Source organism: Brachybacterium huguangmaarense (assembly GCF_025725725.1).
In the GTDB taxonomy this organism is placed as follows: domain Bacteria; phylum Actinomycetota; class Actinomycetes; order Actinomycetales; family Dermabacteraceae; genus Brachybacterium; species Brachybacterium huguangmaarense.
Genome location: NZ_CP107020.1, coordinates 2856035 through 2880612 on the forward strand (window position 1 = coordinate 2856035; position 24578 = coordinate 2880612).

The 24578-nt window shown below is 73.3% G+C and carries 20 protein-coding genes, 6 tRNA genes and 1 pseudogene; 17 read left to right on the plus strand and 10 right to left on the minus strand.

Annotation, left to right across the window (positions count from 1 at the left end; translation table 11 throughout):
• Positions 1–241 precede the first annotated feature (241 nt).
• Positions 242–811, plus strand: coding sequence for a class I SAM-dependent methyltransferase (locus tag BRM3_RS13135; protein WP_263593749.1), 570 nt, complete (start codon positions 242–244; stop codon positions 809–811).
• Between the two features lie 53 nt (positions 812–864).
• Here the strand turns inward: BRM3_RS13135 and BRM3_RS13140 are convergent, their stop codons facing one another.
• Positions 865–2148: a condensation domain-containing protein gene (locus tag BRM3_RS13140; RefSeq protein ID WP_263593750.1), complete on the minus strand. Its 1284-nt coding sequence runs from the start codon at positions 2146–2148 to the stop codon at positions 865–867.
• A 50-nt stretch (positions 2149–2198) separates the two neighbouring features.
• Between BRM3_RS13140 and BRM3_RS13145 the strand changes: the two genes are divergently transcribed.
• Positions 2199–2984 (plus strand): alpha/beta fold hydrolase, encoded by a 786-nt coding sequence (locus BRM3_RS13145; protein ID WP_263593751.1) that lies wholly within the window; start codon positions 2199–2201, stop codon positions 2982–2984.
• Between the two features lie 642 nt (positions 2985–3626).
• On the opposite strand, the gene BRM3_RS13150 is transcribed toward BRM3_RS13145, so the two are convergent.
• From BRM3_RS13150 to BRM3_RS13165, 4 genes are all read right to left on the minus strand, one after another.
• A complete protein-coding gene (locus BRM3_RS13150; protein ID WP_263593752.1) occupies positions 3627–4061 on the minus strand; it encodes a DUF3806 domain-containing protein in 435 nt (144 codons plus the stop codon).
• A 130-nt stretch (positions 4062–4191) separates the two neighbouring features.
• Positions 4192–4263 (minus strand) — tRNA-Val (locus tag BRM3_RS13155).
• Positions 4264–4317: 54 nt separating this feature from the next.
• Positions 4318–4393 (minus strand) — tRNA-Gly (locus BRM3_RS13160).
• Positions 4394–4426: 33 nt separating this feature from the next.
• Positions 4427–4498: transfer RNA gene (locus tag BRM3_RS13165), tRNA-Val, on the minus strand.
• Between the two features lie 234 nt (positions 4499–4732).
• On the opposite strand from BRM3_RS13165, the gene BRM3_RS13170 reads away from it, so the two are divergent.
• From BRM3_RS13170 to treZ, 6 genes are all read left to right on the plus strand, one after another.
• A tRNA-Gly gene (locus tag BRM3_RS13170) sits at positions 4733–4805 on the plus strand.
• A 21-nt stretch (positions 4806–4826) separates the two neighbouring features.
• Positions 4827–4897 (plus strand) — tRNA-Cys (locus tag BRM3_RS13175).
• A 27-nt stretch (positions 4898–4924) separates the two neighbouring features.
• Positions 4925–4999: transfer RNA gene (locus tag BRM3_RS13180), tRNA-Val, on the plus strand.
• A 166-nt stretch (positions 5000–5165) separates the two neighbouring features.
• The gene (gene glgX / locus BRM3_RS13185; RefSeq protein WP_263593753.1) at positions 5166–7565 is read left to right on the plus strand and encodes a glycogen debranching protein GlgX; all 2400 of its coding nucleotides are present in this window, start codon (positions 5166–5168) and stop codon (positions 7563–7565) included.
• Complete coding sequence (treY, locus tag BRM3_RS13190; RefSeq protein WP_263593754.1) at positions 7562–10060, plus strand: malto-oligosyltrehalose synthase; 2499 nt, start codon at positions 7562–7564, stop codon at positions 10058–10060. Before glgX ends, treY begins: the two co-directional genes overlap by 4 nt.
• Complete coding sequence (gene treZ / locus BRM3_RS13195; RefSeq protein WP_263593755.1) at positions 10057–11880, plus strand: malto-oligosyltrehalose trehalohydrolase; 1824 nt, start codon at positions 10057–10059, stop codon at positions 11878–11880. The genes treY and treZ overlap by 4 nt, the downstream gene beginning before the upstream one ends.
• Positions 11881–11893: 13 nt before the next feature.
• Here treZ and zapE read toward each other — a convergent pair whose 3' ends face one another.
• Positions 11894–12925, minus strand: a complete 1032-nt coding sequence (zapE, locus tag BRM3_RS13200; protein ID WP_263593756.1) for a cell division protein ZapE — start codon at positions 12923–12925, stop codon at positions 11894–11896.
• A gap of 69 nt (positions 12926–12994) precedes the next feature.
• Between zapE and BRM3_RS13205 the strand changes: the two genes are divergently transcribed.
• Entirely contained in the window at positions 12995–13744 is a 750-nt protein-coding gene (locus BRM3_RS13205; protein WP_263593757.1) for a dihydrofolate reductase family protein, read from the plus strand.
• Here the strand turns inward: BRM3_RS13205 and BRM3_RS13210 are convergent.
• The gene (locus tag BRM3_RS13210; RefSeq protein ID WP_263593758.1) at positions 13714–15066 is read right to left on the minus strand and encodes an alpha/beta hydrolase family protein; all 1353 of its coding nucleotides are present in this window, start codon (positions 15064–15066) and stop codon (positions 13714–13716) included. The two genes, BRM3_RS13205 and BRM3_RS13210, sit on opposite strands and share 31 nt — an antisense overlap.
• Positions 15067–15143: 77 nt before the next feature.
• Here BRM3_RS13210 and BRM3_RS13215 point away from each other — a divergent pair, with 77 nt between their 5' ends.
• The 8 genes and pseudogenes from BRM3_RS13215 to BRM3_RS13240 all read left to right on the plus strand — a co-directional run bounded on the left by BRM3_RS13215 (position 15144) and on the right by BRM3_RS13240 (position 21057).
• A complete protein-coding gene (locus BRM3_RS13215) occupies positions 15144–15686 on the plus strand; it encodes a hypothetical protein (RefSeq protein WP_263593759.1) in 543 nt (180 codons plus the stop codon).
• A gap of 1 nt (position 15687) precedes the next feature.
• Positions 15688–16110, plus strand: coding sequence for a peptide-methionine (R)-S-oxide reductase MsrB (msrB, locus tag BRM3_RS13220; protein WP_263593760.1), 423 nt, complete (start codon positions 15688–15690; stop codon positions 16108–16110).
• 100 nt (positions 16111–16210) lie between these two features.
• On the plus strand, positions 16211–16849 hold the full coding sequence (locus BRM3_RS13225; RefSeq protein ID WP_263593761.1) for a DUF3000 domain-containing protein: 639 nt from the start codon (positions 16211–16213) through the stop codon (positions 16847–16849).
• Entirely contained in the window at positions 16846–18111 is a 1266-nt protein-coding gene (locus tag BRM3_RS13230; RefSeq protein ID WP_263593762.1) for a ribonuclease D, read from the plus strand. The genes BRM3_RS13225 and BRM3_RS13230 overlap by 4 nt, the downstream gene beginning before the upstream one ends.
• A 238-nt stretch (positions 18112–18349) precedes the next feature.
• Positions 18350–18871 (plus strand): annotated as a pseudogene (locus BRM3_RS15175) (siderophore-interacting protein); the annotation flags it as partial.
• A gap of 238 nt (positions 18872–19109) precedes the next feature.
• A complete protein-coding gene (locus tag BRM3_RS15095) occupies positions 19110–19808 on the plus strand; it encodes a hypothetical protein (RefSeq protein WP_318152414.1) in 699 nt (232 codons plus the stop codon).
• Positions 19805–19996, plus strand: a complete 192-nt coding sequence (locus BRM3_RS15100; RefSeq protein ID WP_318152415.1) for a hypothetical protein — start codon at positions 19805–19807, stop codon at positions 19994–19996. The genes BRM3_RS15095 and BRM3_RS15100 overlap by 4 nt, the downstream gene beginning before the upstream one ends.
• Positions 19993–21057 carry an ABC transporter substrate-binding protein gene (locus BRM3_RS13240; protein ID WP_263593763.1) on the plus strand — a complete coding sequence of 355 codons (1065 nt, stop codon included), beginning with the start codon at positions 19993–19995 and terminating at the stop codon, positions 21055–21057. Before BRM3_RS15100 ends, BRM3_RS13240 begins: the two co-directional genes overlap by 4 nt.
• 1 nt (position 21058) lies before the next feature.
• Here BRM3_RS13240 and BRM3_RS13245 read toward each other — a convergent pair whose 3' ends face one another.
• Genes BRM3_RS13245 through BRM3_RS13255 form a run of 3 tightly spaced genes read right to left on the minus strand, consistent with a single transcriptional unit; the run spans position 21059 to position 24572 of the window.
• Complete coding sequence (locus BRM3_RS13245) at positions 21059–21706, minus strand: NUDIX domain-containing protein (protein WP_263593764.1); 648 nt, start codon at positions 21704–21706, stop codon at positions 21059–21061.
• Positions 21707–21708: 2 nt separating this feature from the next.
• The gene (locus BRM3_RS13250; protein ID WP_263593765.1) at positions 21709–23460 is read right to left on the minus strand and encodes a CTP synthase; all 1752 of its coding nucleotides are present in this window, start codon (positions 23458–23460) and stop codon (positions 21709–21711) included.
• A gap of 11 nt (positions 23461–23471) precedes the next feature.
• Positions 23472–24572 (minus strand): glycosyltransferase, encoded by a 1101-nt coding sequence (locus BRM3_RS13255; RefSeq protein ID WP_263593766.1) that lies wholly within the window; start codon positions 24570–24572, stop codon positions 23472–23474.
• Positions 24573–24578: the final 6 nt, after the last annotated feature.

A 24578-nucleotide genomic window follows, 5' to 3' on the forward strand; every position in this document is an offset into this window, starting at 1 on the left:
CTCCGCGGACCATGGTAGTGCGGGCCCCGGGGCGTCACGACGCGACCGCCCGCGGCACGTCGACCGGGGAGGGCCGGGGCGCCCGATCAGGAGGCGACCGCGCCGCAGCCCGTCGTCGCACCGGGATCGAGCCACGACCGTGCCCGCAGCGAGGCCCAGAGCCCGCGGAGACGCTCGGCCATGTCGATCGAGGGGGCGAGCAGCCATTGGACCTGGCCTTCGTCTGAGCGTGGGGCCCGGCGTGTTCGTGCCGCGCCAGCGCACCCTGCTGCTGGCGGACACGGCGATCGAGGCGCTCGCAGGCCGTGCAGATCCGGTCTTCGTCGAGGCCTTCGCGGGCGTCGCCCCCGTCGCGGCCGCCGTCTGCGCGGCCCTGCCGCACACCACGATCCACGTGACCGAGCGGGAGGAGGCCGCCCTCGCCCACGCGCGACGCAACCTCCCCGCCGAGGCCGGCGTCCATCGCGGCGACGTGCTCGACCCGCTGCCGAAGGCGCTCCGCGGGCGCGTCGACGTGATCGCGGCGGTCCCCCCGTACGTGCCGAGCGACGCGGCCGACCTCCTCCCCCGCGAGGCCCGTGACTTCGAGCCCGCACAGGCCCTGTTCGGCGGGGACGACGGCCTCGACCCGGCGCGAGCCCTCATCGCACGAGCGGGCCGCTGGCTCGCCCCCACCGGACGGCTCCTGCTCGAGCTGAACGAGGCGCAGCTCGACGCCGCGACGGCCGCGGCGCGCCTGGCCGGCTTCGACGCCCGCCTCCACGCCTCACCGGACGGCCAGACCGCCGTGCTCGAGCTCGCGCCTCGATGAACGAGGGGCGCCGAGCCCGTCACGGTGCGGCCGGCCCGAGTGTCATGCGCGGATCAGGCGTCGGCGGCCTCACGGAACGTCCGCTGGATCTCGTCCAGCCAGGCGCCCACCGAGCTGCGGGCCACGGCGGTGTCCGGGTAGCGGCAGCGCAGGTGGAGACCGGCGTCCTCGAGCACGAACCAGATCATGAGTCCGTTCGTGGGCACCGAGGCGGTGATGGCGCGCACGTCGGCCGTGGCGGGGAGGGACACGCTCATGCGGCGCATGTCCATCCAGGAGAGCGCGAACATGCCGGCGGGCACGGGCATGCCGCCCCGGGGCGCGAAGATCGGCGCGAGCGGCACCGAGCCCAGCGTGAGGGCTCGTCGCACCGCGGCGGCCGCCTCGGCGGGGTCGGCGGCGGGCACGTCGAGCACGGCGTTGGTGATGAACCAGCCGCACGAGGAGAGCCATCTCTGCTCATGTCGGCTGTGAACAGGGAAGACAGCGCGCAGACGCTGTCCGCTGAGCTGCTCGGTGACCTGGGCGAGCAGCGCGAGGGCGAGCGCGGTGGTCCGCACCCCCTGCGCCGCCGCTGCCGCCGCGAGGCCCTCGGTACCGGCCGCGTCGAGCACGTCGCGCACCTCGACCGCATCCGGCACGGGCACGGACAGCTCCCCGAGAGGCAGCGGGAAGACCGGCATGGTCCCTCCGCCCTCGGCGAGCGCCCGCTCCCAGGCCTCGCGCACCTCGAGGGGCGCGGGCGGCGCCGAGGCCAGGAGGGCGCTGTGCTCGCCGAAGCTCGCCGCGCGCGGCAGGTCCTCCCCGGTCTCGAGAGCCTCGAGCAGGTCGTGGGCGAGGACCATCATCGACCACATGTCCACGTGGGCGTGGTCGGAGGCGATGACGACGACAGGGCGGCCGTCCTCGGCGGCGGCATCGGGCGTGATCCGGCACAGGCGGTGCGAGGGCGCGCCGAAGGGACGACAGGTCGCATCCAGCAGCTCCTGGACCGCCGCGTCCATGCTCGATCCCACGGGGTGCTCGTCCCAGTCGCGGCAGTCGACCTCGGCCTCATGACAGGTCAGAGCCCCGTCGTCGCCGCGGGAGAACACCGTGCGCAGGTCCCCGTGCCGCGCGACGACGCGCCTCCACGCCCTCTCGAGGCTCTCGGGGGCGTGCTCGGGCACGCGCAGCGACAGGGCCAGCCAGGAGCCGGGCCGGTCCCCGGCTCCCACATGCCGGCCCTGGTCGAAGGAGACCGGCACGGGGGCGTCCGGGAGCGGGCGCAGGCGGAGGTCGAGGGAGTGCAGCGCGCCCGCGGGCAGCCCTGCGCTGACGATGCTGGCGAGGCGCATGGCGACGTAGTCTAGGGTCTCGCGATCCGATCGGCGGCCCGGGAGGTCACATGCCCACTCTGCCTGTGCGAGGTGTCGACCTCGCCCTCGACCTCTCGGCGGACTCCGGCCCGCTCGTGGTGCAGCTGCACGGCCTGCTCTCGAGCCGTGTGCGGGACGAGCAGATGGGGCTGGACCTGGGCAAGGTCCTGCACGGGCACCGGGTGCTGCGCTACGACGCCCGGGGGCACGGGGAGTCGTCGGGCTCCTGGAACGAGCGCGACTACACCTGGAGCGCGCTCGCCGAGGACCTGCTCACCCTGCTGGACATCGTGGCGCCCGGGGAGAAGGTGCACGGCGTGGGGCCGTCGATGGGGACGGGCACGCTGCTGCATGCCGCGGCGCGGGACCCTGAGCGCTTCACGACGCTGACGCTCATCACCCCGCCGACCGCGTGGGGGACACGTCCCGCCCAGGCGGCCGTGTACCGGGCGAACGCGGCGCTCGTCGAGAAGGCGGGCCTCGAGGCGTATCTCGAGCTCGGGGCCGACGGGCCGGTCCCGCCTGCGCTCATGGCCGCCCCCGCCACCTATCCCACGGTCGCCGCGGACCTGATGCCCACCGTGCTGCGCGGGGCCGCGATCTCGGATCTGCCGCCGAAGGACGTCGTGCGGGGCCTGGATGTGCCCGTGCTCATCCTCGCGTGGACCAAGGACTACGGGCACCCCCTCAAGACCGCGCGCACGCTGCACACCCTGATCGAGGACAGCCGCCTGGTGACCGCCCGCAACCCGTACGGCGTCGTCGCATGGCCCGGTCTCTTCGCCGAGCACATCACGATGGACCGCGACGGCTGAGCGTGTGCTGCCGGCGGTCAGGAGGCTTGCAGCCGCGGCCGATCGACCACGTGCGACCCGAGCCGCACGTGCGCACCCAAGCCCCGGCATCGTGGTTCACGTTCCCGTCGGAATCCGGCATCGAGATGCACGTTCCCGTCGCACACGTCCCGCAGAGCGACGGAAACGTGCCACTCGGCCGCGTGCCCTGCACGTCGCCCCGGCGCGGGGCGGAGGCTGCGGGCCACAGACGCGGACGGGCACCCCGGGTGCCCCGTCGATCGGGGCCTCGGCGGAACCACGGGGACGACCTCGAACACGTCGTAGGGACGAGGACGTGGACGCCCTGCGAACAGCCCGCACGTAGGGCATGCGCATGAACGCGCCGGCGCGCCGGTCCGGTGCTCACCGGGACAGGATGTGGGCGGAGACACGGTGACGCGTGGTACGTCACCGTCCGGCAGGTGAACGTGCGACGTAGCGTCCGAACCGCTCATCCTCGACCGTGCTCTCCGGCACGGTGTCACGGATGCGGCGCTCACCGGCACGGCGTCACGGATGCGGCGGGGCTTCCTGATCGGCGCCCCTCCCATCAGCAGGATCGAGAACAACCTCTGTGGACATCACACTGGGGCGCTCAGAGAAACGCTTCTGTGATGCGGATCAGGATTCGCTGGCGAGTAGGTTCTCGACCTGTCGACCGTGGTCGATGGCGTGCTGAAAGAGATCGGCTATCACGTCGGTATCGGGGCATTCGCCGCCTTCGGCCCGTTTGCTGAGCATGGTGAGGGGAAACAGAGCTGCCTCAGCAGCGGCATTGATCACGAGACACGGCGCCGTGCCGTACTCGTCGGTCAGTTCAGCCCACGGATAGCCGGTGACCATGCTCAGTGCGTCACCGAATACGACACCGAGGGCCTGCCAGCCGGATGTATCGTCCAGGTCGAGCTGTGAACCGACCGCGCAGACGACGTGGATCTTCGTGTTCCAGTCGGTCTCGAACTGCTCTCTCTGCTTCGGGTTCGCTATCCAGCCTCGCACCCAGTCCCGGTGCGCAGCGATGGTCCCCGTCCATGCGTGGAGGGGTTGCAAAGTCATACGATCACGCTAGCAAAGCCCGACAACGATCCGGCTGAGGGAATCCCGAGTACCGCGCAGGTACCGCGGTCGTCGTCCTTGACGCCTCAGAGACGCAAAAAAACCCTGAATGATCAGGGTTTTTCGTGAGTGGGCGATACTGGGATCGAACCAGTGACCTCTTCCGTGTCAGGGAAGCGCGCTACCGCTGCGCCAATCGCCCTCAGAACGACGGCGCCCGCGACAGGCCGAAGAGGCCCACCGGGGCGCCGTGCGCTGGAGCGGACGACGGGACTCGAACCCGCGACCCTCACCTTGGCAAGGTGATGCTCTACCAACTGAGCCACGTCCGCATGAGATCTCCCGAGCCGGAGCCGGGATCCTCGTGGGCGATACTGGGATCGAACCAGTGACCTCTTCCGTGTGAAGGAAGCGCGCTACCACTACGCCAATCGCCCGAAGGTGTGTGCCCCGCACTCGGCAGGACCTGAACGACAGTACATGACGACCAGCGCTGTCGTCGCATCGGGGCCGTGTGACCTGGACCATGGGCGTGGGAACGGCGCACCGCCCGCTCCCCTCCTGCGACCCCGCCGCGTCGGGTGCGGTGACCTGCGACACCCGCGCCCGGATCGGTTTGCGCCGCCGCACCGGCCCCGCGTACTGTGTTCCCTCGTCGGCAGTGCCGACATGCGGACGTGGCTCAGTTGGTAGAGCATCACCTTGCCAAGGTGAGGGTCGCGGGTTCGAGTCCCGTCGTCCGCTCGCATGACAGCACCGCACCCCGGTGGGTTGGCCGAGAGGCGAGGCAACGGCCTGCAAAGCCGTGTACACGGGTTCGAATCCCGTACCCACCTCGCACTCCGGTTCCGCCGGACAGCAACGGGCGATTGGCGCAGCGGTAGCGCGCTTCCCTGACACGGAAGAGGTCACTGGTTCGATCCCAGTATCGCCCACCAGCTCCCCGAGAGCCCCGGATCCTCGTCGATCCGGGGCTCTCGTGCTGTGCGCGGACCTCCGCGCCACCGCCCGGCGGCGCGGACCCGACCGATCGGCTCGTCCCACCACGTGACCCACTCCCCTCCGCGTAGGGGAGTCCAGGGTTGCGCCGGTAGGCTTGCGACCATGCAGATCTGGCCCGGACAGTCCTACCCGCTCGGCGCGACCTTCGATGGCGTCGGCACGAACTTCGCCCTCTTCTCGGAGGCCGCCGAGGCGGTCGAGCTGTGCCTCATCGCCGCCGACGGAGCGGAGACGAAGGTCCCCATCACCGAGGTTGACGCGCACGTGTGGCACGTCTACCTCCCCTCCGTGCAGCCCGGGCAGCGCTACGGCTTCCGCGTGCACGGCCCCTACGACCCCGCGAAGGGCCAGCGCTGCGACCCGTCCAAGCTCCTGCTGGACCCGTACGCCAAGGCGATCGAGGGCATGGTCGCCAACCACCCGTCGCTGTACTCCTACGACTTCTCCGACCCGAGCGCGCGCAACGAGGACGACTCGGCCGCGCACACGATGCACTCGGTCGTCGTCTCGCCCTTCTTCGACTGGGGCAACGACCATCCGCCGGCCCACGAGTACCACGACACCGTCATCTACGAGGCGCACGTCAAGGGCCTGACGATGACGCACCCGGGCATCGAGGACAGCATCCGGGGCACGTACGTCGCGATGGGCCATCCCGTGACGATCGACCACCTCAAGTCGCTCGGGATCACGGCGGTCGAGCTGATGCCCGTCCACCAGTTCGTCCAGGACGGGCACCTGCAGGAGAAGGGCCTGCGCAACTACTGGGGCTACAACACCATCGGCTTCTTCGCTCCGCACAACGAGTACGCCTACGCGGGGCAGGAGGGCCAGCAGGTCCAGGAGTTCAAGCAGATGGTCAAGAACCTCCACGAGGCGAACATCGAGGTCATCCTCGACGTCGTCTACAACCACACGGCCGAGGGCAACGAGAAGGGCCCGACCCTGTGCTTCCGCGGCATCGACAACGCGTCGTACTACCGTCTCGTGGACGGCGACCAGGCCCACTACTACGACACCACGGGCACCGGGAACTCGCTGCTCATGCGCACGCCCCATGTGCTGCAGCTGATCATGGACTCGCTGCGCTACTGGGTCACCGAGATGCACGTCGACGGCTTCCGCTTCGACCTCGCCTCGACGCTCGCGCGCGAGCTGCACGAGGTCGACCGCCTGTCGGCCTTCTTCGGCATCATCCAGCAGGACCCGATCATCTCCCAGGTCAAGCTCATCGCCGAGCCGTGGGACCTCGGCGAGGGCGGCTACCAGGTGGGCGGCTTCCCGCCCCTGTGGTCGGAGTGGAACGGCCGCTACCGCGACACCGTGCGCGACTTCGAGCGCGGCGAGCCGGGCACCCTCGGGGAGTTCTCCTCGCGCCTGGCCGGCTCCTCGGACCTCTACCAGCACTCGGGCCGCACGCCCATCGCGTCGATCAACTTCGTGACCGCCCACGACGGCTTCACCCTGCGCGACCTCGTGTCCTACAACGACCGCCACAACGAGGCCAACGGCGAGGGCGGCAACGACGGCGAGAGCCACAACCGGTCCTGGAACTCGGGGGTCGAGGGTCCCACCGACGACGCGGACATCACCGCGCTGCGCCTGCGGCGGGCCAAGAACTTCATGGCGACGCTGCTGATCTCCCAGGGCGTGCCGATGATCCTGCACGGCGACGAGATCGGTCGCACCCAGGACGGCAACAACAACTCCTACTGCCAGGACAACGAGCTGTCGTGGGTGGACTGGGACATCGACGAGGACCGGCAGGAGATGCTCGACTTCACGCGGGAGATGATCGCGCTGCGCCGGGCCCACCCGATCTTCCGCCGCCGCCGCTTCCTGCAGGGTGTCGTGCGGGAGGGCGCGCCCTCGCAGCTGCCGGACGTGGTCTGGATGGGCACCGACGGCACCCCCATGGAGCGTGAGGACTGGGACGAGCCGCTCAACAAGTGCATGACCGTGTTCCTCAACGGCTCCGGGATCCCCGAGCCCAATGAGCGCGGCGAGCGCATCGTCGACGACTCGGCCCTGATCATGTTCAACGGCTCGGGCAACGGCGTCGAGTTCACGATCCCGGTCGCCGACTACGGCGAGAGCTGGACCGTCATCAACGGCACCGCGAGCGCGATCGAGAAGGGGCAGGTGTTCGAGCCGGACACCCTGCTGACCCTCGACCCGTACGCGATGCTCATCCTGGGACACCCGCACAGCGAGCCCGCCGCCGCGCGCCCCGGCTCCCACGCCCCGGTCGACTCGATCGGCGCGGCCGTCGAGAAGACGGGGACCGACGCCGCCTCGGCGACGCCCGGGACCACCGGTGCCGCGGTGACCGAGGTGCCGCCCGCCGCGCCCGCCGCGGAGGAGCCCGCGACTGACGAGCCCGAGGAGGCGGCCTCGGAGGACGAGCCGACCGACGAGGCGCCCACGAGCGACCCGGAGCCCGAGGACGAGGACGACGCGCCCGAGGAGCCGGCGGAGGACGAGCCGAAGGACGCCTCATGACCGGCGGCCCCGTGCCCACGAGCACCTACCGTCTGCAGCTGCACGCCGACTTCACCTTCGACGACGCGGCGCGTCTCGTGCCGTACCTCGCGCGCCTCGGCGTGGGGCACGTGTTCTGCTCCCCCGTGCTGCAGGCGGCGCCCGGCTCGACGCACGGCTACGACGTCGTCGACCATGCGCGGATCAGCGACGAGTGCGGCGGCGAGGACGGCCTGCGCCGCCTGTCCGAGGCGGCCCACGCGCACGGCATGGGCCTGATCGTCGACGTGGTGCCCAACCACATGGCGATCCCGACCCCGATCTGGCACAACCACGCCCTGTGGGACGTGCTGCGCAACGGTCCCGCCTCGCCGTACGTGTCCTGGTTCGACCTCGACGCGACCACCGAGCGCGGCATCCTGGTGCCCGTGCTGGGTCGCCCGATCGGCCAGGTGCTGGCCGATGGCGAGATCGGACTCGACGAGATCGAGATCCCCGGGCCCGACGGCACCTCGCACACCGAGCGCGTGGTGCGCTACTTCGACCACGTCCTGCCTGTCGCCGAGGGCACCGAGTCCCACGGCATCGCCGACCTGCTCGAGCGCCAGTGGTACCGCCTGGCCTACTGGAAGGTCGCCGACGACGAGCTGAACTATCGGCGGTTCTTCGACGTCGACACGCTCGCCGCGGTTCGCGTCGAGGACCCCGCCGTGTTCGAGGCCACCCACCGCCTGCTGCTGTCGCTGCACGAGCAGGGCGTGATCGACGGCTTCCGGATCGACCATCCGGACGGGCTCGCCGACCCCCGCGGCTACCTCGCCGAGCTCGCCGCCGCCTCCGGCGGCGCGTGGACCGTGGTCGAGAAGATCCTCGAGGGCGACGAGCAGCTGCCGAGCGACTTCGCGTGCGCCGGCACCACCGGCTACGACGCCCTGCGCCGCGTGGGCGGCCTGTTCCACGACGCCCGCGGCACCCTCGAGCTCACCCACCTGTGGCAGCACAGCACCGGCGACCTGCGCCCCTTCAAGGAGATCGCGGCCGACTCGACCCGGCTCGTCGTGACCACGAGCCTGTGGGCCGAGATCGAGCGGCTGACCGCGCTCGTGCATCGCATCTGCGCGGAGGACATCCGCCTGCGCGACACCACCCGACGCCACATCCAGCGCGCGATCGTCGCGCTCCTGGAGTCGATGGACCGCTACCGCGCCTACATCGTGCCCGGCGAGCACGCCCCGCGCGCCCAGCGCGAGGTGATCGTGCACGCGGCCGACCGTGCGCGCCTCGCGCTCGGCGACGACGCCGACGCCGGAGCGGCGCTCGACATCGTCGTGGCTCTCGCGTGCGGCGACGAGGTGGGCAGCGCCGGCCGCACCGACACGCCCGACCGCGGCGAGTTCATCGTGCGCTTCGCGCAGACGTGCGGCCCCATCCACGCCAAGGGGCTCGAGGACACCGCGTTCTACCGCTACAACCGCTTCATCGCGGTCAACGAGGTGGGCTCGGACCCCGACCGCATCGGCGTCGAGCCCGACGACCTGCACGACCACTGCCAGCGCATGCTGCGCACCTTCCCCGACTCGATGACCACGCTGTCGACGCACGACACCAAGCGCAGCGAGGACGTCCGGGCCCGCCTGGCCGTGCTCACCGAGCTGCCGGCCGAGTGGTCCCAGACCGTGACCGCCCTGCGCGAGGCGACGCTCGCCGGACGCAGCGACCGGGTGGACGGCGCGACCGCCCTGCTGCTGTGGCAGACGCTCGCCGGGACGTGGGAGCTGCCGGGCTCCCCGACCGCGCGCATCACCTACGAGCGGCTCGAGGGCTACCTCACCAAGGCGATGCGCGAGGCCAAGGTCCACACCACCTGGACCGAGCCCGACGCGGAGTACGAGGCCGGCGTCCTGCAGCTCGCGGCCGACGCCCTCGCCTCCGAGAAGGTCGCCGAGATCCTCGAGGACTGGACCCGCCGCACCGCCCCCGCCCAGCGGGCGGCGATCCTCGGCCAGAAGCTCGTCCAGCTCCTCATGCCGGGCGTGCCCGACGTGTACCAGGGCAACGAGACCACCGACTTCTCCCTCGTCGACCCGGACAACCGCCGTGCGGTGGACCACGCCGCCCACGCCGAGCGCCTGGCCCGCATGACCGACGGCGCCCGCCCCGACGGCGTCGCCGACGAGAAGCTGTGGCTGACCCACCGCGCTCTCACGCTGCGCTCCGAGCGCCCCGACCTGTTCCGCGGACGCGGCACGACCTACCAGGCCGTCGCCACCACCTCCGGGCACGCCGTCGCCTTCGCCCGCGGCCACGAGGACGCCCCGGCCGAGGTCGTCGCCGTCGCGACCCGCCTCGCCTCGGGGCTCGCCCAGCGCGGCGGGTGGGGCGAGGCGAGCATCGTGCTGCCCGAAGGGACCTGGACCGACCGCCTCACCGGACGCGAGGTGCCGGGCGGGCCCGTCCAGCTCGCGGAGCTGCTGACCGATCTGCCGGTGGCCCTGCTCACGAAGGAGACCCGATGAGCGCCCCCGTCCCCGCGGCCCCCGGCACGCACGACCCGGGCCCGCGCGCCCCGTCCCGGTACGCCGTGTGGGCACCGGACGCGGACCGGGTCGAGATCGGCGTGCGCGCCCACGGCGCGGAGACGACGGACGTGCTCGCCCTGTCCCGCGGCGCGGGCGGCTGGTGGGGCCTCGCGGACCGACCGGCCCGACCGGGCGACCGGTACGCGTTCCGTCTCGACGGCGAAGGCCCGTGGCTGCCCGACCCGCGCTCGCTCCTGCAGCCCGAGGGCGTGCACGGCGCGAGCGAGGTCGTCGACGTCGCCGCGCTCGCCCGCCACGAGCCGTGGAGGGGCATCGACCTGCGCGGGCGCACGCTGTACGAGCTCCACGTCGGCACGTTCACGCCGGGGCCCGACGGCTCCGGCGGCACCTTCGACTCCGCGATCGAGCGGCTCGACGATCTCGTCGCGCTCGGCGTCGACGCGATCGAGGTGATGCCCGTGGCCGCCTTCCCGGGCGACCGCGGCTGGGGCTACGACGGCGTGGACCTGTACGCGACCCATCTCGCCTACGGGGGCCCGCAGGCCTTCGCCCGCTTCATCGCGGCCGCGCACGAGCGCGGACTCGGCGTGGTCCTCGACGTCGTCTACAACCACCTCGGGCCCGACGGCAACTACCTCGGCGCCTTCGGCCCCTACTTCACCGACGCCCACCACACCCCGTGGGGCTCGGCCGTGAACCTCGACACCGACGGCAGCGACGAGGTGCGCGCCTTCCTCCTGGGCAACGCCCGCCAGTGGCTGCTCGACTTCGACCTCGACGGCCTGCGCCTCGACGCCGTCCACGAGCTGCGCGACGACTCCCCGCGGCACCTGCTGGCCGAGCTGTCCGACGCCGTGGCCACCTGGTCGGACGCGGTCGGCCGGCCGCTGACCCTCATCGCCGAGTCCGATCTCAACGACCCGCGCATGGTGACCCCGACCGCCCGGGGCGGGCTGGGCATGGACATGCAGTGGGCCGACGACGTGCACCACGCCGTGCACGCCTGGGTCACGGGCGAGCGCGAGGGGTACTACGGCGACTTCGGCTCCGCGGCGACCCTCGCCAAGACCCTCACCCGCGTCTTCGAGCACGACGGCGGCTACTCGTCCTTCCGCGACCGCACCTGGGGCGCGCCCGTGGACCCGGACTCGAGCGCCTACGACGCGCACTCCTTCGTCGCCTTCCTCCAGGACCACGACCAGGTGGGCAACCGTGCCGCCGGGGACCGGATCGACGCGAGCGTGAGCCCCGGCCAGCACGCCGCGGCGACCGCGCTGATCCTGTGCGGCGCCACCACCGCGATGCTCTTCCAGGGCGAGGAGTGGGGCGCGAGCACCCCGTTCGCCTACTTCACCGACCACGACGAGGAGCTCGGCGCGCTCGTCACCGCGGGTCGCACCGAGGAGTTCGCGAAGATGGACTGGGCCGACCCGGTGCCCGACCCCCAGGCCGTCTCGACCTTCCGCGGCTCGATGCTCGACTGGGACGAGCGGACCCGCGGCGACCACGCCCGCCTGCTCGACTGGTACACGCAGCTCCTGCATCTCGTGCGCCGCGAGGAGGCCCTGCGCGACCGGTCGCTCGCCGCGGTCGAGGTCGACGTGCTGAGCGAGCGGACCGTCGTGCTGCGTCGCGGGGACCTCGCGGTGCTCGCCCATCGCGGCACCGAGCGCCTGGACCTCGAGACCGCCGTGGGCCCTGTCGCCGAGGTCCTCGCCGCCTTCGACCTGGACACCGCGGGCGACCGCCCCGCCCTCGCGGGGCCCGGCGCGGTCGTCGTCCGACGCGCGGCCTGAGCGCGCGGCGAGGTCAGGCGGCGGTGCCCATGAGCGCCGCGCCGTCGCCCGCGAGCGAGGCCAGGCGCGACAGCGAGCGGTAGTACTTCTTGCGGTAGCCGCTGGACAGGAGTTCGTCCGCATAGAGGGCTGACACGTCCGCGCCCGCCGCGAGCACGGGCACCTCGCGGTCGTACAGCCGGTCGACGAGCACGACGAAGCGCAGCCCGTCGTTGTGGTTGGCGATCGTGTGCACCCCCGTCAGGTGGACCGAGGAGACGTCGTCGATGAGCGCGCCGTACCGGGACGGATGGACCTCCTTGAGGTGCGCGAGCAGGTCGTCGAAGTCGTCGAGGGTGGCGCCGGCGGTCGTCTCGGCGTGCTCGCGCACCTGCTGCGCGGACAGGGCGCGGGCCTCGATCCTGCCGCCGCGGTGGCGGTAGTCGGGCCCGTCGATGCGCAGCACCTCGAAGCGCTCGGACATCGACTGGATCTCGCGCAGGAAGTCCTGGGCGGCGAAGCGCCCCTCCCCGAGCGCCTCCGGGAGGGTGTTGGAGGTCGCGACGACCGCGACGCCCGCATCGGACAGCTCGCGGATCAGACGGGTCATGAGCAGGGTGTCGCCCACGTCGTCGAGCTCGAACTCGTCGATGCACAGCACCGAGGCGTCCGAGAAGAGCGAGACCGCGCGGCGGTAGCCCATCGCCCCGACCAGGTTCGTGTACTCCACGAACGTCCCGTACACGGGCTTGCCGGGAGCGACGTGGAACAGCGAGGTCAGCAGGTGGGTCTTGCCCACCCCGTAGCCGCCGTCGAGGTAGAGCCCGCGCGCCGGCGTCGCCTTGGGGCGGCCGCGCAGCCGCGAGAGCAGGCCCCCGGGGGCGGGGGCGCCGAGGGTCGTGGCGAACTGCCCGATCCGCTCCTTGGCGCGGCCCTGGGAGGGGTGCTCAGGGTCGGGGATGTAGGTCTCGAGCCGGGCCTGCGCGAATCGCGGCGGCGGCACGAGATCGGCCACGAGACGGTCCAGCGACGGGGCGGGGCGGCGGTCGGCGAGCGCTTCGGTCACGGCGGCAAGTCTAGGTCCGCGCCGGCCGCCACCGCGCGCGGGCCCTCCGCGTGCGGCATGATCGGGAGCATGCATCTGCTGCAGCGCGACGGCCGGCCCTGCGCCCCGCTCACGGTCGGGACCGACCAGGACGGCGCCGCGACGCTCGCGGACCTCTACGCGTTCGGGCCCGGGGTCACGGTGCGCGCGATGATGAACACGAGCATCGACGGGGCGGTCGCGGGGGCCGACGGGACCAGCGGATCACTCCGCAACCCCGACGACTCCTTCGTGTTCGGCGTGCTCCGCGCCCTGGCCGACGTCGTGCTCGTGGGGGCGGCGACCGTCCGGACCGAGGACTATCGGCGGCCGCTCGGTCGCTCGGACCTGCGCGCCCCCTCCCGAAGGCCGGCGGGCGGGGCGCATCCGGTGCTCGCGATCATGTCGAGGTCCGGCGAGCTGCCCACCACGGTCGAGGCGGACTGGCCCACCCTGCTGGTCACGCCGTCGGCGGGGGCGGCCGGCGCCGCACGGCGCAGCGGCCTGCCCGCGTCCCACGTGATCGTGGCGGACTCCCCCGCCGACATCGTCGCGGCCCTGTCCTCCCGGGGACTGCGGGGCATCCAGCTCGAGGGCGGCCCCTCGGCGCTCGGACGCTTCGCGGCCGCCGGGGCGCTCGACGAGCTGTGCCTGTCGACGTCGCACGTGACGGTCGGGGGCCCGTCGCCGCGGCTCGTCGACGGGCCTCCGCACGCCCGGTCCTGGTCCCTGCGGTCGCTGCTCGTCGGCGAGCACGCGACGTGCTCGCGCTACAGCCGCAGGCCCGACGAGCGCTCCTGAGGCGGAGACGCCGGATCGCGCACGGGCAGGGCCATGGCGTCGGGATCGACGGCCAGGCCGAGCACGTCCGTCAGGAAGCGGGTCAGCACCCGCTCGTACCGCTCGGAGTCCGTGTTCCACTCGCGCGTGTGGGAGGCCTCGGGGAAGGGCACGTACTGCACGAGGTCGGGCCTCAGCCCCGCGAGCTCGGCGCTCGGCCCGGGCGGCACCGTCCGGTCCTCCATCGCGTGCAGGAGCAGGGTGCGATGGCGCAGGTGCTCGCCGTAGAAGGCGGGGCGCATCTGCGCGAGCGCGATCGGCTCGCGCAGCCGCACCGCCCGTGCGCCCCAGCGCGAGCGCATCATCCACAGCGCCAGGCGGCGCATCGGCCGCGGCGCCCGCAGCGCCTTCGCGTGGTAGTCGAGGATGTCCTGCCAGTCCACGGCGGGCGAGTCGAGGACGACGGCGGCGATCGCGTCGCGGTGCGCCGAGAGCACGGACGTGCGCAGCGCGATCCCGCCCCCCATCGACCAGCCGACGAGCACGACCCGGCGGGCGCCGTGGGCGAGGGCGTGCACGATCGCGGCCTCCGCGTCCTCCCACTCGTCGGCGCCGAGATGATGCATCCGGTCGGCGGACTCGGCCGCTCCCGCGTCGTTGCGGTAGGTGATGGCGAGCGCGGTGAGGCCGAGCTCGGAGAGCAGCGGCATGACGCGCAGCGTCTCCCCGCGCGTGGCCCCGTGGCCGTGGACGAGCACCGCCCACGTGCCGGATCCGTCGCCCTCGCCCCGCGGCGTGACCTGCCAGGCGGGCATCGCCCCGACCGGCGAGTCGACCACGACGTCCTCGAAGTCGAGGCCGTGGGCGGTGGCGGGGTCGCCGGCCCAGTAGTACCCGTTGGTGCCGGCGGGCCCGAGCTCGAGCCGGTCCTGGGGGCGCGGCGTGTCCTGGGCCAGCAGGACACGTGCGACGCTCGTCGGGGTGGGAGAGCCCAGCACGGCGCCCAGGCGCACGTGGACCGCCCCTCCCGCCTGCCGGATCGCGAGATAGCCCGGGCGTCGGGTCTCGGCGGTCGCGTCGAGGTGGACGCGGTCGCGGTACACGGCCCGCACGGTCGCGTCCGAGCGCTGGCGGCCGACCGGGACGAGCGGCAGGCGCGCCATGACGCGGGCGCCCACCGTGAGCGCGCCCGCGCTGAGCGCGAACGCCCCGGCGGCGCCCGTCAGGCCGAGCGTCGCGGCGTGCGCCCAGCGGGCACGGCGCTCGCGCTCATGCCGCCGCCGTCGCGATCCCACCGCCCGGGCGACCGGCAGGACGAACGACGGGAGGGGGCGAGACGTCATGGCTCGCAGTCTACGAGCACCGCACGGCCGGGCCGCCGGTGCCCCGAGGTGGGCCGGGGCGCGTACGATCATGGACCATGAGCAGCTCGTTCATCGTCCTGTCCGAGGTCCCCATCGACGCCTCCGACGCCATGACCGCCCTCGGCTACCTCGGGCTGGGCCCCGAGGACGACGACGCCTCTGGTGAGGACGCGCCCGCCGCGCCCCACCGTGTGCGCGTCGTCGTGCCGCGCGACACCGATCGCTCGCTCGTCGCCGAGGTGATCGACGCCCTCGGCATGGCCGACCTGCGCGGCGCGTGGGAGGCCATCGTCGAACGGGCGCGCCGCGAGCGCACCGAGGACAGCGCGCGCGCCGACGCCGACGCCGTCCTGGCGACCGTGATCGACGCCTTCGAGCGCGTGGGCTGCCGCGCCGAGGGATCGCTCAGCGAGGACGACCCGCTGCCAGCCGTCCGCCGCCTGCTCGATGACTGCGAGTCCCAGGCCGTCGTCGTGTTCTCCGACCCGCAGCTGCTCGAGGAGACCTTCGCCCAGGACTGGGCGCACAAGGTCGAGGACGAGCTGCACGCCACGGTCCTCCACCTCTACCCCGGCTCTCCCACGATCGGAACGTCCTGACATGTCGTCCAAGCCCATCGGAAGCGGTTCCTACCCCATCGCGCTCACGCCCGAGCAGTGGCGCGAGCGCCTGGGTCGCGACGAGTACCAGGTGCTGCGCGAGGGCGGCACCGAGCGTCCCTTCACGGGCGAGTACGAGGAGGTGCGCCCCGCGGGCACCTACGTGTGCCGCGCGTGCGGCGCGGAGCTGTTCACCGCGGCAGAGCAGTTCGACGCGCACTGCGGATGGCCTGCGTTCTGGGCTCCCGCCGACAGCGACGCCGTCGAGCTGCTCGAGGACACCTCGCTGGGCATGCGCCGGATCGAGGTGCGCTGCGCGAACTGCGGCTCGCACCTGGGCCACGTGTTCGAGGGCGAGGGCTTCGCGACCCCGACCGACCAGCGCTACTGCATCAACTCCGTCTCCCTGCGCCACGAGGCCTGAGCACGCGGCGACCGCGCTCCCCGCCGCCGGACCGGCCCTGCAGGGCGCCCCTACGGCGCGCCTGCCCCGCGCTCGGCGCGCCGGTCTCTACTGTGGCGCTGTGTCCGTTCACCGCCTCACGCCTTCCGACCACGGCTTCGGCCGGGCGATCGCCGCGATGACCGCGACGCCGCTGCGACCGGAGGTCGAGCTCACGGAGATCCCCGCTCCCTCCCGGATGGCGCCCCACACCTGGGCGGCCTCGGGAGAGGTGCTCATGCACGACGAGGAGCTCGCGAGCGGACGCCTGGTCGTGCTCTTCGACCCCGACGGCAACGAGGGATGGCAGGGGCGATGGCGCATGGTCGCCCTCGTCCAGGCGCAGCTCGAGCCCGAGTTCGCGATCGAGTCGATGCTCGGCGACGTCGCGTGGTCCTGGGTGACGGAGTCCCTCGAGCTCGCCGACGCGTCGGCCCACGAGCTCGGCTGCACCGCCACCCGGGTCGTCTCCCAGAGCTACGGCGCCCTCGCCTCGCGGCCCTCGACGGTCGACGTCGAGATGCGGGTGTCCTGGACGCCCGACGAGGACGAGGCCGAGGCGGCCGACGATCCGCACGGCACCGTGCTGCTCGCGCCCCATCTGGTCGCGTGGTCGAGCATGCTCGCCGCGGCGGGCGGTCTGCCGCCCTCCCCCGCCCCCGTCGCACCCATCACCCCGAGCCACCGAGCTCGCTCCCCCCGCCCCGGGGACGAGGCATGAACGAGACGAAGACCATGGACGCACCGCATCCCGCACGATCCACCGCCACCGGCCCCGACGCGACCGCTCCCGGCTCGGGCGCGCCCGAGCCGCCCCGGCTGACCGGGCCGCGCGACGGCCTGCCCGAGGTGATCGACCGGATCCAGCCGCTCCTGGCCTGGTGCGAGGCGGCCGCCGAGGTGGCCGACGAGCCCGTCGCCGTCGACGTCGAGCGCGCCTCGAGCTACCGCTACAGCCAGAAGGCCTATCTCGTCCAGCTGCGCACCGAGGCGGCCGGGACCGCCCTCATCGACCCGACCGCCTTCACCCTTCCGGCCACCCTGCGCGAGACCCTCGCCGATCGCGAGTGGGTCCTGCACGCCGCGACCCAGGACCTGCCGAGCCTCACCGAGCTCGACCTCACGCCGCATCGCCTGTTCGACACCGAGCTCGCCGCGCGCCTGCTCGGCATGCCCCGCGTCGGGCTGGGCACGGTCGTCGAGGACACCGTCGGGCTGCGGCTGGCCAAGGAGCACTCCGCGGCCGACTGGTCCAAGCGCCCCCTGCCCCAGCCGTGGCTCGTCTACGCGGCCCTCGACGTCGAGGTGCTCGTCGAGGTCCGCGACGTGCTGGCCGAGCGGCTCCGCACCGACGGCAAGGCCGAGTGGGCGCGCCAGGAGTTCGCCCACCTCGTCGAGCGCGGCGTGCCCGAGCGGCCCGCCGAGCCCTGGCGCTCCCTGCACGGGATCGGCGTGCTGCGCCATCCCCGCCAGCTCGCGGCGGCCCGCGCGATGTGGGAGCGGCGCGACGAGGTCGCGCGGCGCGAGGACCTCTCCCCTCACCGCGTGCTGCGCGACCGCGACCTGGTGGCCGCGGCCAAGGCCTCGATCCAGTCGAAGGCCGCGTTCGACGCGGCCCTGCCCGCTCCGCTGCGGCGCAAGGACACGTGGTGGCAAGTGGCCCGCTCGGGGCTCGAGCTGCCGTCGGCGCATCAGCCCTCCCGCCCCGAGCCCGGCTACCCGCCCGCTCACAAGATGTGGTCGAAGAAGCATCCCGAGGTGTGGGAGCGCTACGGCCGGGTGCGGGACGCCGTCAGCCACCGGGCCGAGGATCTCCACGTTCCCACCGAGAACCTGCTCACCCCGTCCCTCCTGCGCCGGTACGTGTGGGAGCACGAGCACCCGCACGGCGGCGCCGCGGGCGTGCGCGAGGACCTCGAGGCGCTCGGCGCCCGGCCCTGGCAGGCCGACCTCACGGCGCCCGTCATCGAGAAGAGCCTCTGAGGCCTCCTGCGCCGACTGTCCGCTCGGCGCGCTTTGCCATGCCCGCGGATCATGGTGAGGGTGACCTGAGTCTTTTTCGTGCTGCCCACGTTTCCTTATCGACGCCGTGCGTCGCGTGGGGGCCGGAGCCCGCCGACGACCAGGAGCCCCCGTGCCGCGCACGTCCCGACCGCTGTCGATCTTCCCCATCAGCCTGCGCGACGTGGTGGTGACCGGCATCGAGGACGTCAGCCCCCACATGCGGCGCCTGACGGTGTCGGGCGAGCAGCTCGCCGGGGGCGAGCGCGACGGCCACCCGATCGGTCCCTTCCGCTCGGACGGCTTCGACGACCACGTCAAGCTCGTCGTGCCCGAGCCCGGCGGCCCCGTGCCTGCTGCGGGCACCCAGGAGGGCGACCGCTTCGGCTGGGCGCCCGGCGTGCTCCCGCTCACCCGCGACTACACCGTGCGCCGCTACGATCCCGCCGCCCGGTCTCTCGAGATCGACGTCGTCCGCCACGACGCCGGCCGCGCCTCCGACTGGGCGTTCTCGTGCACGATCGGCTCGCGGCTCGCGTTCGCGGGCCCCAAGTCGAGCGCCGGGGTGAACCACGACGTCGACTGGCACCTGCTGATGGGGGACGAGACGGCGCTGCCCGCGATCGGGCGCTGGCTCGAGGAGGCGCCCGCCGGCACCACCGTGATCGCCCTCATCGAGGTGCCCTCCGCGGCGGACCGCCAGCAGATCGACCCCGTCGCCGACGCCGACATCCGCTGGCTCGTGCGCGACGCTGACACCGAGCCGGGCCGCTCGACGCTCCTGCTCGACGCGCTCCGGGCCCTCGACTTCCCACCCGGGCGGCCCTTCGCCTGGTGCGCCGGGGAGACCCCGAGCAGCAGCCCGGCCAGCAGTCGGCGAGCCCCCCTTCGCCTGGTGCGCCGGGGAGACCCTCACCATCTCGCCGATCCGGCGGCACCTGCGCCGCGAGCGGGGTCTGCCGAAGGAGGACGTCGAGGTCGTGGGCTACTGGCGACGATCCGCGGACCCCGTCGAGGCGCCCGCGCCCACCTCGTCGAGCGACGCGGGGCCCGCCCCAGCAGCGACCGCGGCGGCCCCGAGCCCGCGCGAGCTCCTGCTCGCGGTCCACGAGATGTCCGAGCTGCTGCCTCCCGTGGCCCTGCGCCTGGCCGTCACCCTCGGCCTGCCCGAGCTGATCGCCGCCGGCACCACCGGCGAGCGCGAGCTCGCCGACGCGTGCGGCGTGCCCCTGGCGCGCCTGCGCCCGCTGCTCGACGCCCTGCTCGCGCTCGGCCTACTGCGCACGACGCCCGGCGAGCTCGCCGCGATGTCGCTCGGCGAGGTCCTCCTCGAGGAGAGCGCGCAGGACCACCTGCACCTCGACAACCCCGCCAACACCCTCGAGCTGACCCTCCTCGGCGCCCTCGGGTCCCTGCGCACCGGCACACCGGTCGACCTGCCCGGGCACGGCGCCCCGCTCGCCGCGGCCCGCGCGCACGACCCGGCCGTCGAGGCAGCCCTGGACGCCCGCACCGAGGACACCCTGCAGTGGAGCCTCCAGCCGCTCGCCGCGACATCGCCCACCAGATATCCCTGCTCGACCTGTTCGCCCAGTTGCACGCCGACGGCCGCACCGTCGTCGCCGTCCTGCACGACATCAACCACGCCGCCCGCTACGCGAGCCGCCTGGTCGTCATGAAGGACGGCCGCATCGTGGCCGGCGGACCCCCGGCGGAGGTCATCACCCCCGCCCTGCTCGACGACGTGTCCGGTCTGGACGCCGTCGTCGTCGAGGACCCGCTCAACGGCGGTCCTCTCGTGGTGCCCCGACACGGCACCCGGCCGTCCGCACGGCCGACGACCCCTCAGGAAAGGAACATCCCATGACCCCCACCACCCCTGCCTCCGACCGGCGGACGACCACGGCGCCGCTCGGCCGCCGCTCCCTGCTGACGGGTCTCGGCCTGCTCCCCCTCGGCGCCCTCGCGGCGTGCTCGGACGGCGGCACGGACGAGGCGTCCGACGCGGGCGGCTCGGACGCGGGCGGCGCGAGCGGCACCCGCACCGTGACCGACGCCTTCGGGACCGAGGTCGAGATCCCCGCCCGCGCCGAGAAGGTCGTGGTCCTCCACTACGCCGCGACACAGGCGGCCATGGACCTCGGTCTCACCCCGATCGGCACCGGCCCCGCGGGCCAGGGCGGCGGGGGCGACGAGGAGGAGTGGGTCCCCGCCGAGCTGTGGGCCGAGCTCAAGGACGTGCCCGTCGTGGTCTCCCAGCAGGAGCCCCAGATCGAGAAGATCGCCGAGCTCGAGCCGGACCTGATCCTCGCGCCCAACACGACCGAGGACGACGTGCGCCAGCAGCTCGAGCAGATCGCCCCCGTGTACGCCTTCCTGCTGCGCGGCGGTCAGCGCAAGGACTGGGAGGGCCGCGTCAAGGGCGTGAGCGAGGCCCTCGGCCGTGAGGACGAGTACACGGCGCTCGCGGCGGACTGGAAGCAGGAGCTCGACGACGCCGCGACCGCGTACGCGGACGTCGCGCAGGGGCTCGTGGTCGGCGTGGTCGCCTCCTACGAGGAGGGCAACATGTACGCGTGGGGCGAGGGGAACATGCAGGGCACGCTCCTGCTGCCGCTCGGCGTCACCTGGTCCGCCCAGGAGAACGCCGCGGTCGAGGGCGAGAAGGAGCCCGAGAAGACGGTCTCGAACGAGCGCGTGCTCGACGTCGTCGGCGACGCCCAGCTGGTGTTCTACGACTCGACCCTGTCGGGCTCGACGACCGCCTTCACGACGGCGCTGCGCGAGTCGCCGCTGTACCGGCAGCTGCCGGCCGTCGCCGCGGGCCACGAGTACCCCTTCGGCAAGAACACGATCGCGGGCTACTCCGACGCCCGTGCCTCCCTCGCGAAGATCACGGCGGCCTTCGACGCCTACCGCGGCGCCTGAGTCAGCCGTCCGTCCCGTGGCCGGGACGCTCCGGCCACGGGGTGTCCCGGCCGCGCAGCGGCGCGCCCAGGGCGCGATGCCCCACGAGCGCGAGCACCCCGGCCACGAGCGAGCCGCTCGTCAGGTCGCCCGCGAGCACCGCCCGGGCGACCTCGTCGATCCCGGCCCAGCGGACCTCGAGCTCGGCCTCCTCGTCGGTGCGCACGAAGCCGTCCTCGACGGCCGCGCGCACCCCGGTGACGAGATAGATGCGGATGACCTCGTCGGAGCCGCCCGGGCTGGGACGGAAGTCGAGCAGGGTCTGCACGGTCTGGGCGTCGTGCCCGGTCTCCTCGCGCAGCTCTCGCAGCGCGGCCGCGGACGCCGCCTCGCCTCCCACGTCGAGCAGACCCGCGGGGATCTCCCACAGGGTCTCGCCGGCCGGATGACGGTACTGACGGATCAGCAGCATCCGGTCGCGCTCGTCCACCGCGAGGACCGCCACGGCGCCCGTGTGATGCACGTACTCGCGGTCGAACCGCACGCCGGGGGCGAAGTCGATCGTGTCGCGCACGATGTCCCACACCATGCCGTGGTGCACGGTGCGGCGGGCGGCGACGTCCCGTCGTCCCGGCTCGTCCCGCAGCGGACGGTCCTCGGGCGCGTCCACGCTCAGTCCTCGGCCGGCTCGTCCACCGGCGCGCCGACCGCGGTCGCCGGGTCGGGGTGCACCTCGAGCAGGCGCGTCGACTTCTGCACCTCGAGGGCGGCGCCGATGAGCCCCGCGAACAGCGGATGGCTGCGCGTGGGACGGGACTTCAGCTCCGGGTGGGCCTGGGTCCCGATGTAGTAGGGGTGCACCTCGCGGGGCAGCTCGACGAACTCCACGAGCTCGCGGTCCTCGGAGATCTCCGAGACGCCCGAGACCACGAGGCCGGCCTCCTCGAGGCGGTCGCGGAAGGCGTTGTTGACCTCGTAGCGGTGGCGGTGGCGCTCCGAGACGGTGGTGGCGCCGTACGTGTCGGCCGCGAGCGAGCCGGGCACGAGCTCGTGGCGGTAGGCGCCCAGCCGCATCGTGCCGCCCAGGTCGCCCTCCCCCGTCACGATCTGCTCCTGCTCGGCCATGGTCGCGATGACGGGGTTGGCGGTGTCGGGCTCGAACTCGGTCGAGCTCGCGTCGGCCAGCTCGAGCACGTCGCGCGCGTACTCGATGACCATGCACTGCATGCCCAGGCACAGCCCGAGGGTGGGGACGCCCTTGGTGCGGGTGTGGCGCAGCGCACCGATCTTGCCGTCGAGCCCGCGGATGCCGAAGCCGCCGGGCACGACGATCGCGTCGACGTCGCGCAGCTGCGCCGCGGCGCCCTCGGGCGTCTCGCACAGGTCCGAGGGCACCCACCTGAGGTTCACGCGGGCGCGGTGGGCGAAGCCGCCCGCGCGCAGGGCCTCGGAGACCGACAGGTAGGCGTCGGGCAGGTCGATGTACTTGCCGACGATCGCGACCGTGACCTCGTACTCGGGCTGGTGGACGCGCTCGAGCAGGTCGTCCCACGTCGACCAGTCGACGTCGTGGGAGAGCAGGTCGAGCCGGCGGATCGCGTAGGCGTCGAGGCCCTCGTCGTGCAGGACGTGCGGGATGTCGTAGATCGAGCGGGCGTCGGGGCAGGTCACGACGGCGTCGAGGTCGACGTCGCACATCGAGGAGATCTTCTGCTTGATCGAGGCGGGCAGCTGCCGGTCGGCGCGCAGCACGATCGCGTCCGGCTGGATGCCGATGCTGCGCAGGGCCGCGACCGAGTGCTGGGTCGGCTTGGTCTTGAGCTCCTGGGAGGGCCCGATGAAGGGGATCAGCGAGACGTGCACGAAGAACACGTTGTCGCGGCCGACGTCCTGGCGCACCTGGCGCGCCGCCTCGAGGAAGGGCTGGGACTCGATGTCGCCGACGGTGCCGCCGATCTCGGTGATGATGACGTCGACGTCCTCGGACGCCTGGGAGCGCATCGACTCCTTGATGGCGTTGGTGATGTGCGGGATCACCTGGACCGTGTCGCCGAGGTACTCGCCGCGGCGCTCCTTGGCGATCACGCCGGAGTAGACCTGGCCGGTCGTCACGTTCGCGTCGCGCGTGAGGTTCTCGTCCAGGAAGCGCTCGTAGTGGCCAATGTCGAGGTCGGTCTCCGCGCCGTCCTCGGTGACGAACACCTCCCCGTGCTGGAACGGGTTCATGGTGCCCGGGTCGACGTTGAGGTAGGGGTCCAGCTTCTGCATCGTCACGTGCAGTCCTCGCGCTCTGAGCAGCATGCCCAGCGAGGAGGCGGTGAGCCCCTTGCCGAGGGAGGACACCACGCCGCCGGTCACGAAGATGTGCTTGGTGACGCCGGGGTTGCGGAAGGGCTTGGTCGAGTTCACGGTGCGATCTGCCACGGACCCCCACCCTACCGGCGAGCGGGACGAGGGGCCAGGACGACGCGCAGCTGTGTGGTCATGTCCTCGATCCCGGGCAGCTCGGCGGCGCGGGAGCTGGAGGCCGCCTCGGCACGCGCCCGGGCGGCGGGATCGGCCAGCTCGAGGATCGCGGCGGCGAGCGCAGGGGCATCGCCGACGGGGACGAGACGGACGGCATCGCCCACGACGGACGCGGTGCCGCCCGCATCGGTCGCGACGATCGCGCGGCCTGCGTGCAGGGCCTCCTGGAGCGCGACGGGCTGGCCCTCCCAGACGGCGGCGGAGACCACGAGGTCGCAGCGGGCCAGGAGCTCCGGCACGTCGTCGCGATGCCCGAGCAGCTCCACCTCGAGCTGCTCGGCGGCGATGCGGGCGGAGAGCTCGGTGCGCTGCGGGCCCTCGCCCACCACGCGGACGCGGACCGCCCCCGGATGCTCGCGTCCCAGCAGGGCCGCGGCGTCGAGCAGGTCGTGCAGGCCCTTCTGCGGCGCCAGGCGGGCGATCACGAGCACGTCGAGGCCACGATGCGTCTCGCGTGCCTCGCGCTCCTCGCGCGCACTCGCCGCGGCGCCGTGGGCCGGTGGCGCGTCGGCGGCCGCCGGCGGCGCGGAGCGGGCCGGGACCACGGCGAGGGCGACCTCGCGGGCCCCGGCCGCGCGCGCGTCCTCGACGAGGTCCGGGGAGACGGCCAGGACGGCGTCGGCGCGGCGCGCGAGGACACGCAGCAGGGCGGCGCCGACGGCACGGGAGGGCGCCGAGCCGACGGTGCGGTTGTGCAGGGTCACGACGAGGCGCGGGGCGCGTCCGCGTCGCCCTCGGGCGAGCGCGGTCAGGGCGCCGGCGCGCAGGCCGTGGGCGTGCACCGCGCGCACCCCGTCGGCGCGCAGCGCGGCGCGCAGGGCCCGCACGGCCCGGAGGTCGGCGAGCGGGCGCGGGCGCGGGCCGATGCTCACCGCGGCGGGGCGCACGTCGAGCCCCGCGGCGCGCAGGGCGGCGATCTCGTCGTGCACGTGGGCGTGCAGGCCGCCGGTCGCGAGCGGCTCGACGATCAGCACGGTGGCCGCCTCGGGCGTCGGGCCGGCGGTCGTCACGGTGCG

What these genes read in the sequence shown, in the direction of transcription:
- glgX (WP_263593753.1), top strand. Translation starts at nt 5,166, where the DNA reads ATGCAGATCTGGCCCGGACAGTCCTACCCGCTCGGCGCGACCTTCGAT.
- treZ (WP_263593755.1), top strand. Translation starts at nt 10,057, where the DNA reads ATGAGCGCCCCCGTCCCCGCGGCCCCCGGCACGCACGACCCGGGCCCG.
- BRM3_RS13150 (WP_263593752.1), bottom strand. Translation starts at nt 4,061, where the DNA reads ATGACTTTGCAACCCCTCCACGCATGGACGGGGACCATCGCTGCGCAC.
- BRM3_RS13240 (WP_263593763.1), top strand. Translation starts at nt 19,993, where the DNA reads ATGACCCCCACCACCCCTGCCTCCGACCGGCGGACGACCACGGCGCCG.
- BRM3_RS15100 (WP_318152415.1), top strand. Translation starts at nt 19,805, where the DNA reads ATGAAGGACGGCCGCATCGTGGCCGGCGGACCCCCGGCGGAGGTCATC.
- treY (WP_263593754.1), top strand. Translation starts at nt 7,562, where the DNA reads ATGACCGGCGGCCCCGTGCCCACGAGCACCTACCGTCTGCAGCTGCAC.
- BRM3_RS13145 (WP_263593751.1), top strand. Translation starts at nt 2,199, where the DNA reads ATGCCCACTCTGCCTGTGCGAGGTGTCGACCTCGCCCTCGACCTCTCG.
- BRM3_RS13210 (WP_263593758.1), bottom strand. Translation starts at nt 15,066, where the DNA reads ATGACGTCTCGCCCCCTCCCGTCGTTCGTCCTGCCGGTCGCCCGGGCG.
- BRM3_RS13215 (WP_263593759.1), top strand. Translation starts at nt 15,144, where the DNA reads ATGAGCAGCTCGTTCATCGTCCTGTCCGAGGTCCCCATCGACGCCTCC.
- BRM3_RS13205 (WP_263593757.1), top strand. Translation starts at nt 12,995, where the DNA reads ATGCATCTGCTGCAGCGCGACGGCCGGCCCTGCGCCCCGCTCACGGTC.
- BRM3_RS13140 (WP_263593750.1), bottom strand. Translation starts at nt 2,148, where the DNA reads ATGCGCCTCGCCAGCATCGTCAGCGCAGGGCTGCCCGCGGGCGCGCTG.
- msrB (WP_263593760.1), top strand. Translation starts at nt 15,688, where the DNA reads ATGTCGTCCAAGCCCATCGGAAGCGGTTCCTACCCCATCGCGCTCACG.
- BRM3_RS13230 (WP_263593762.1), top strand. Translation starts at nt 16,846, where the DNA reads ATGAACGAGACGAAGACCATGGACGCACCGCATCCCGCACGATCCACC.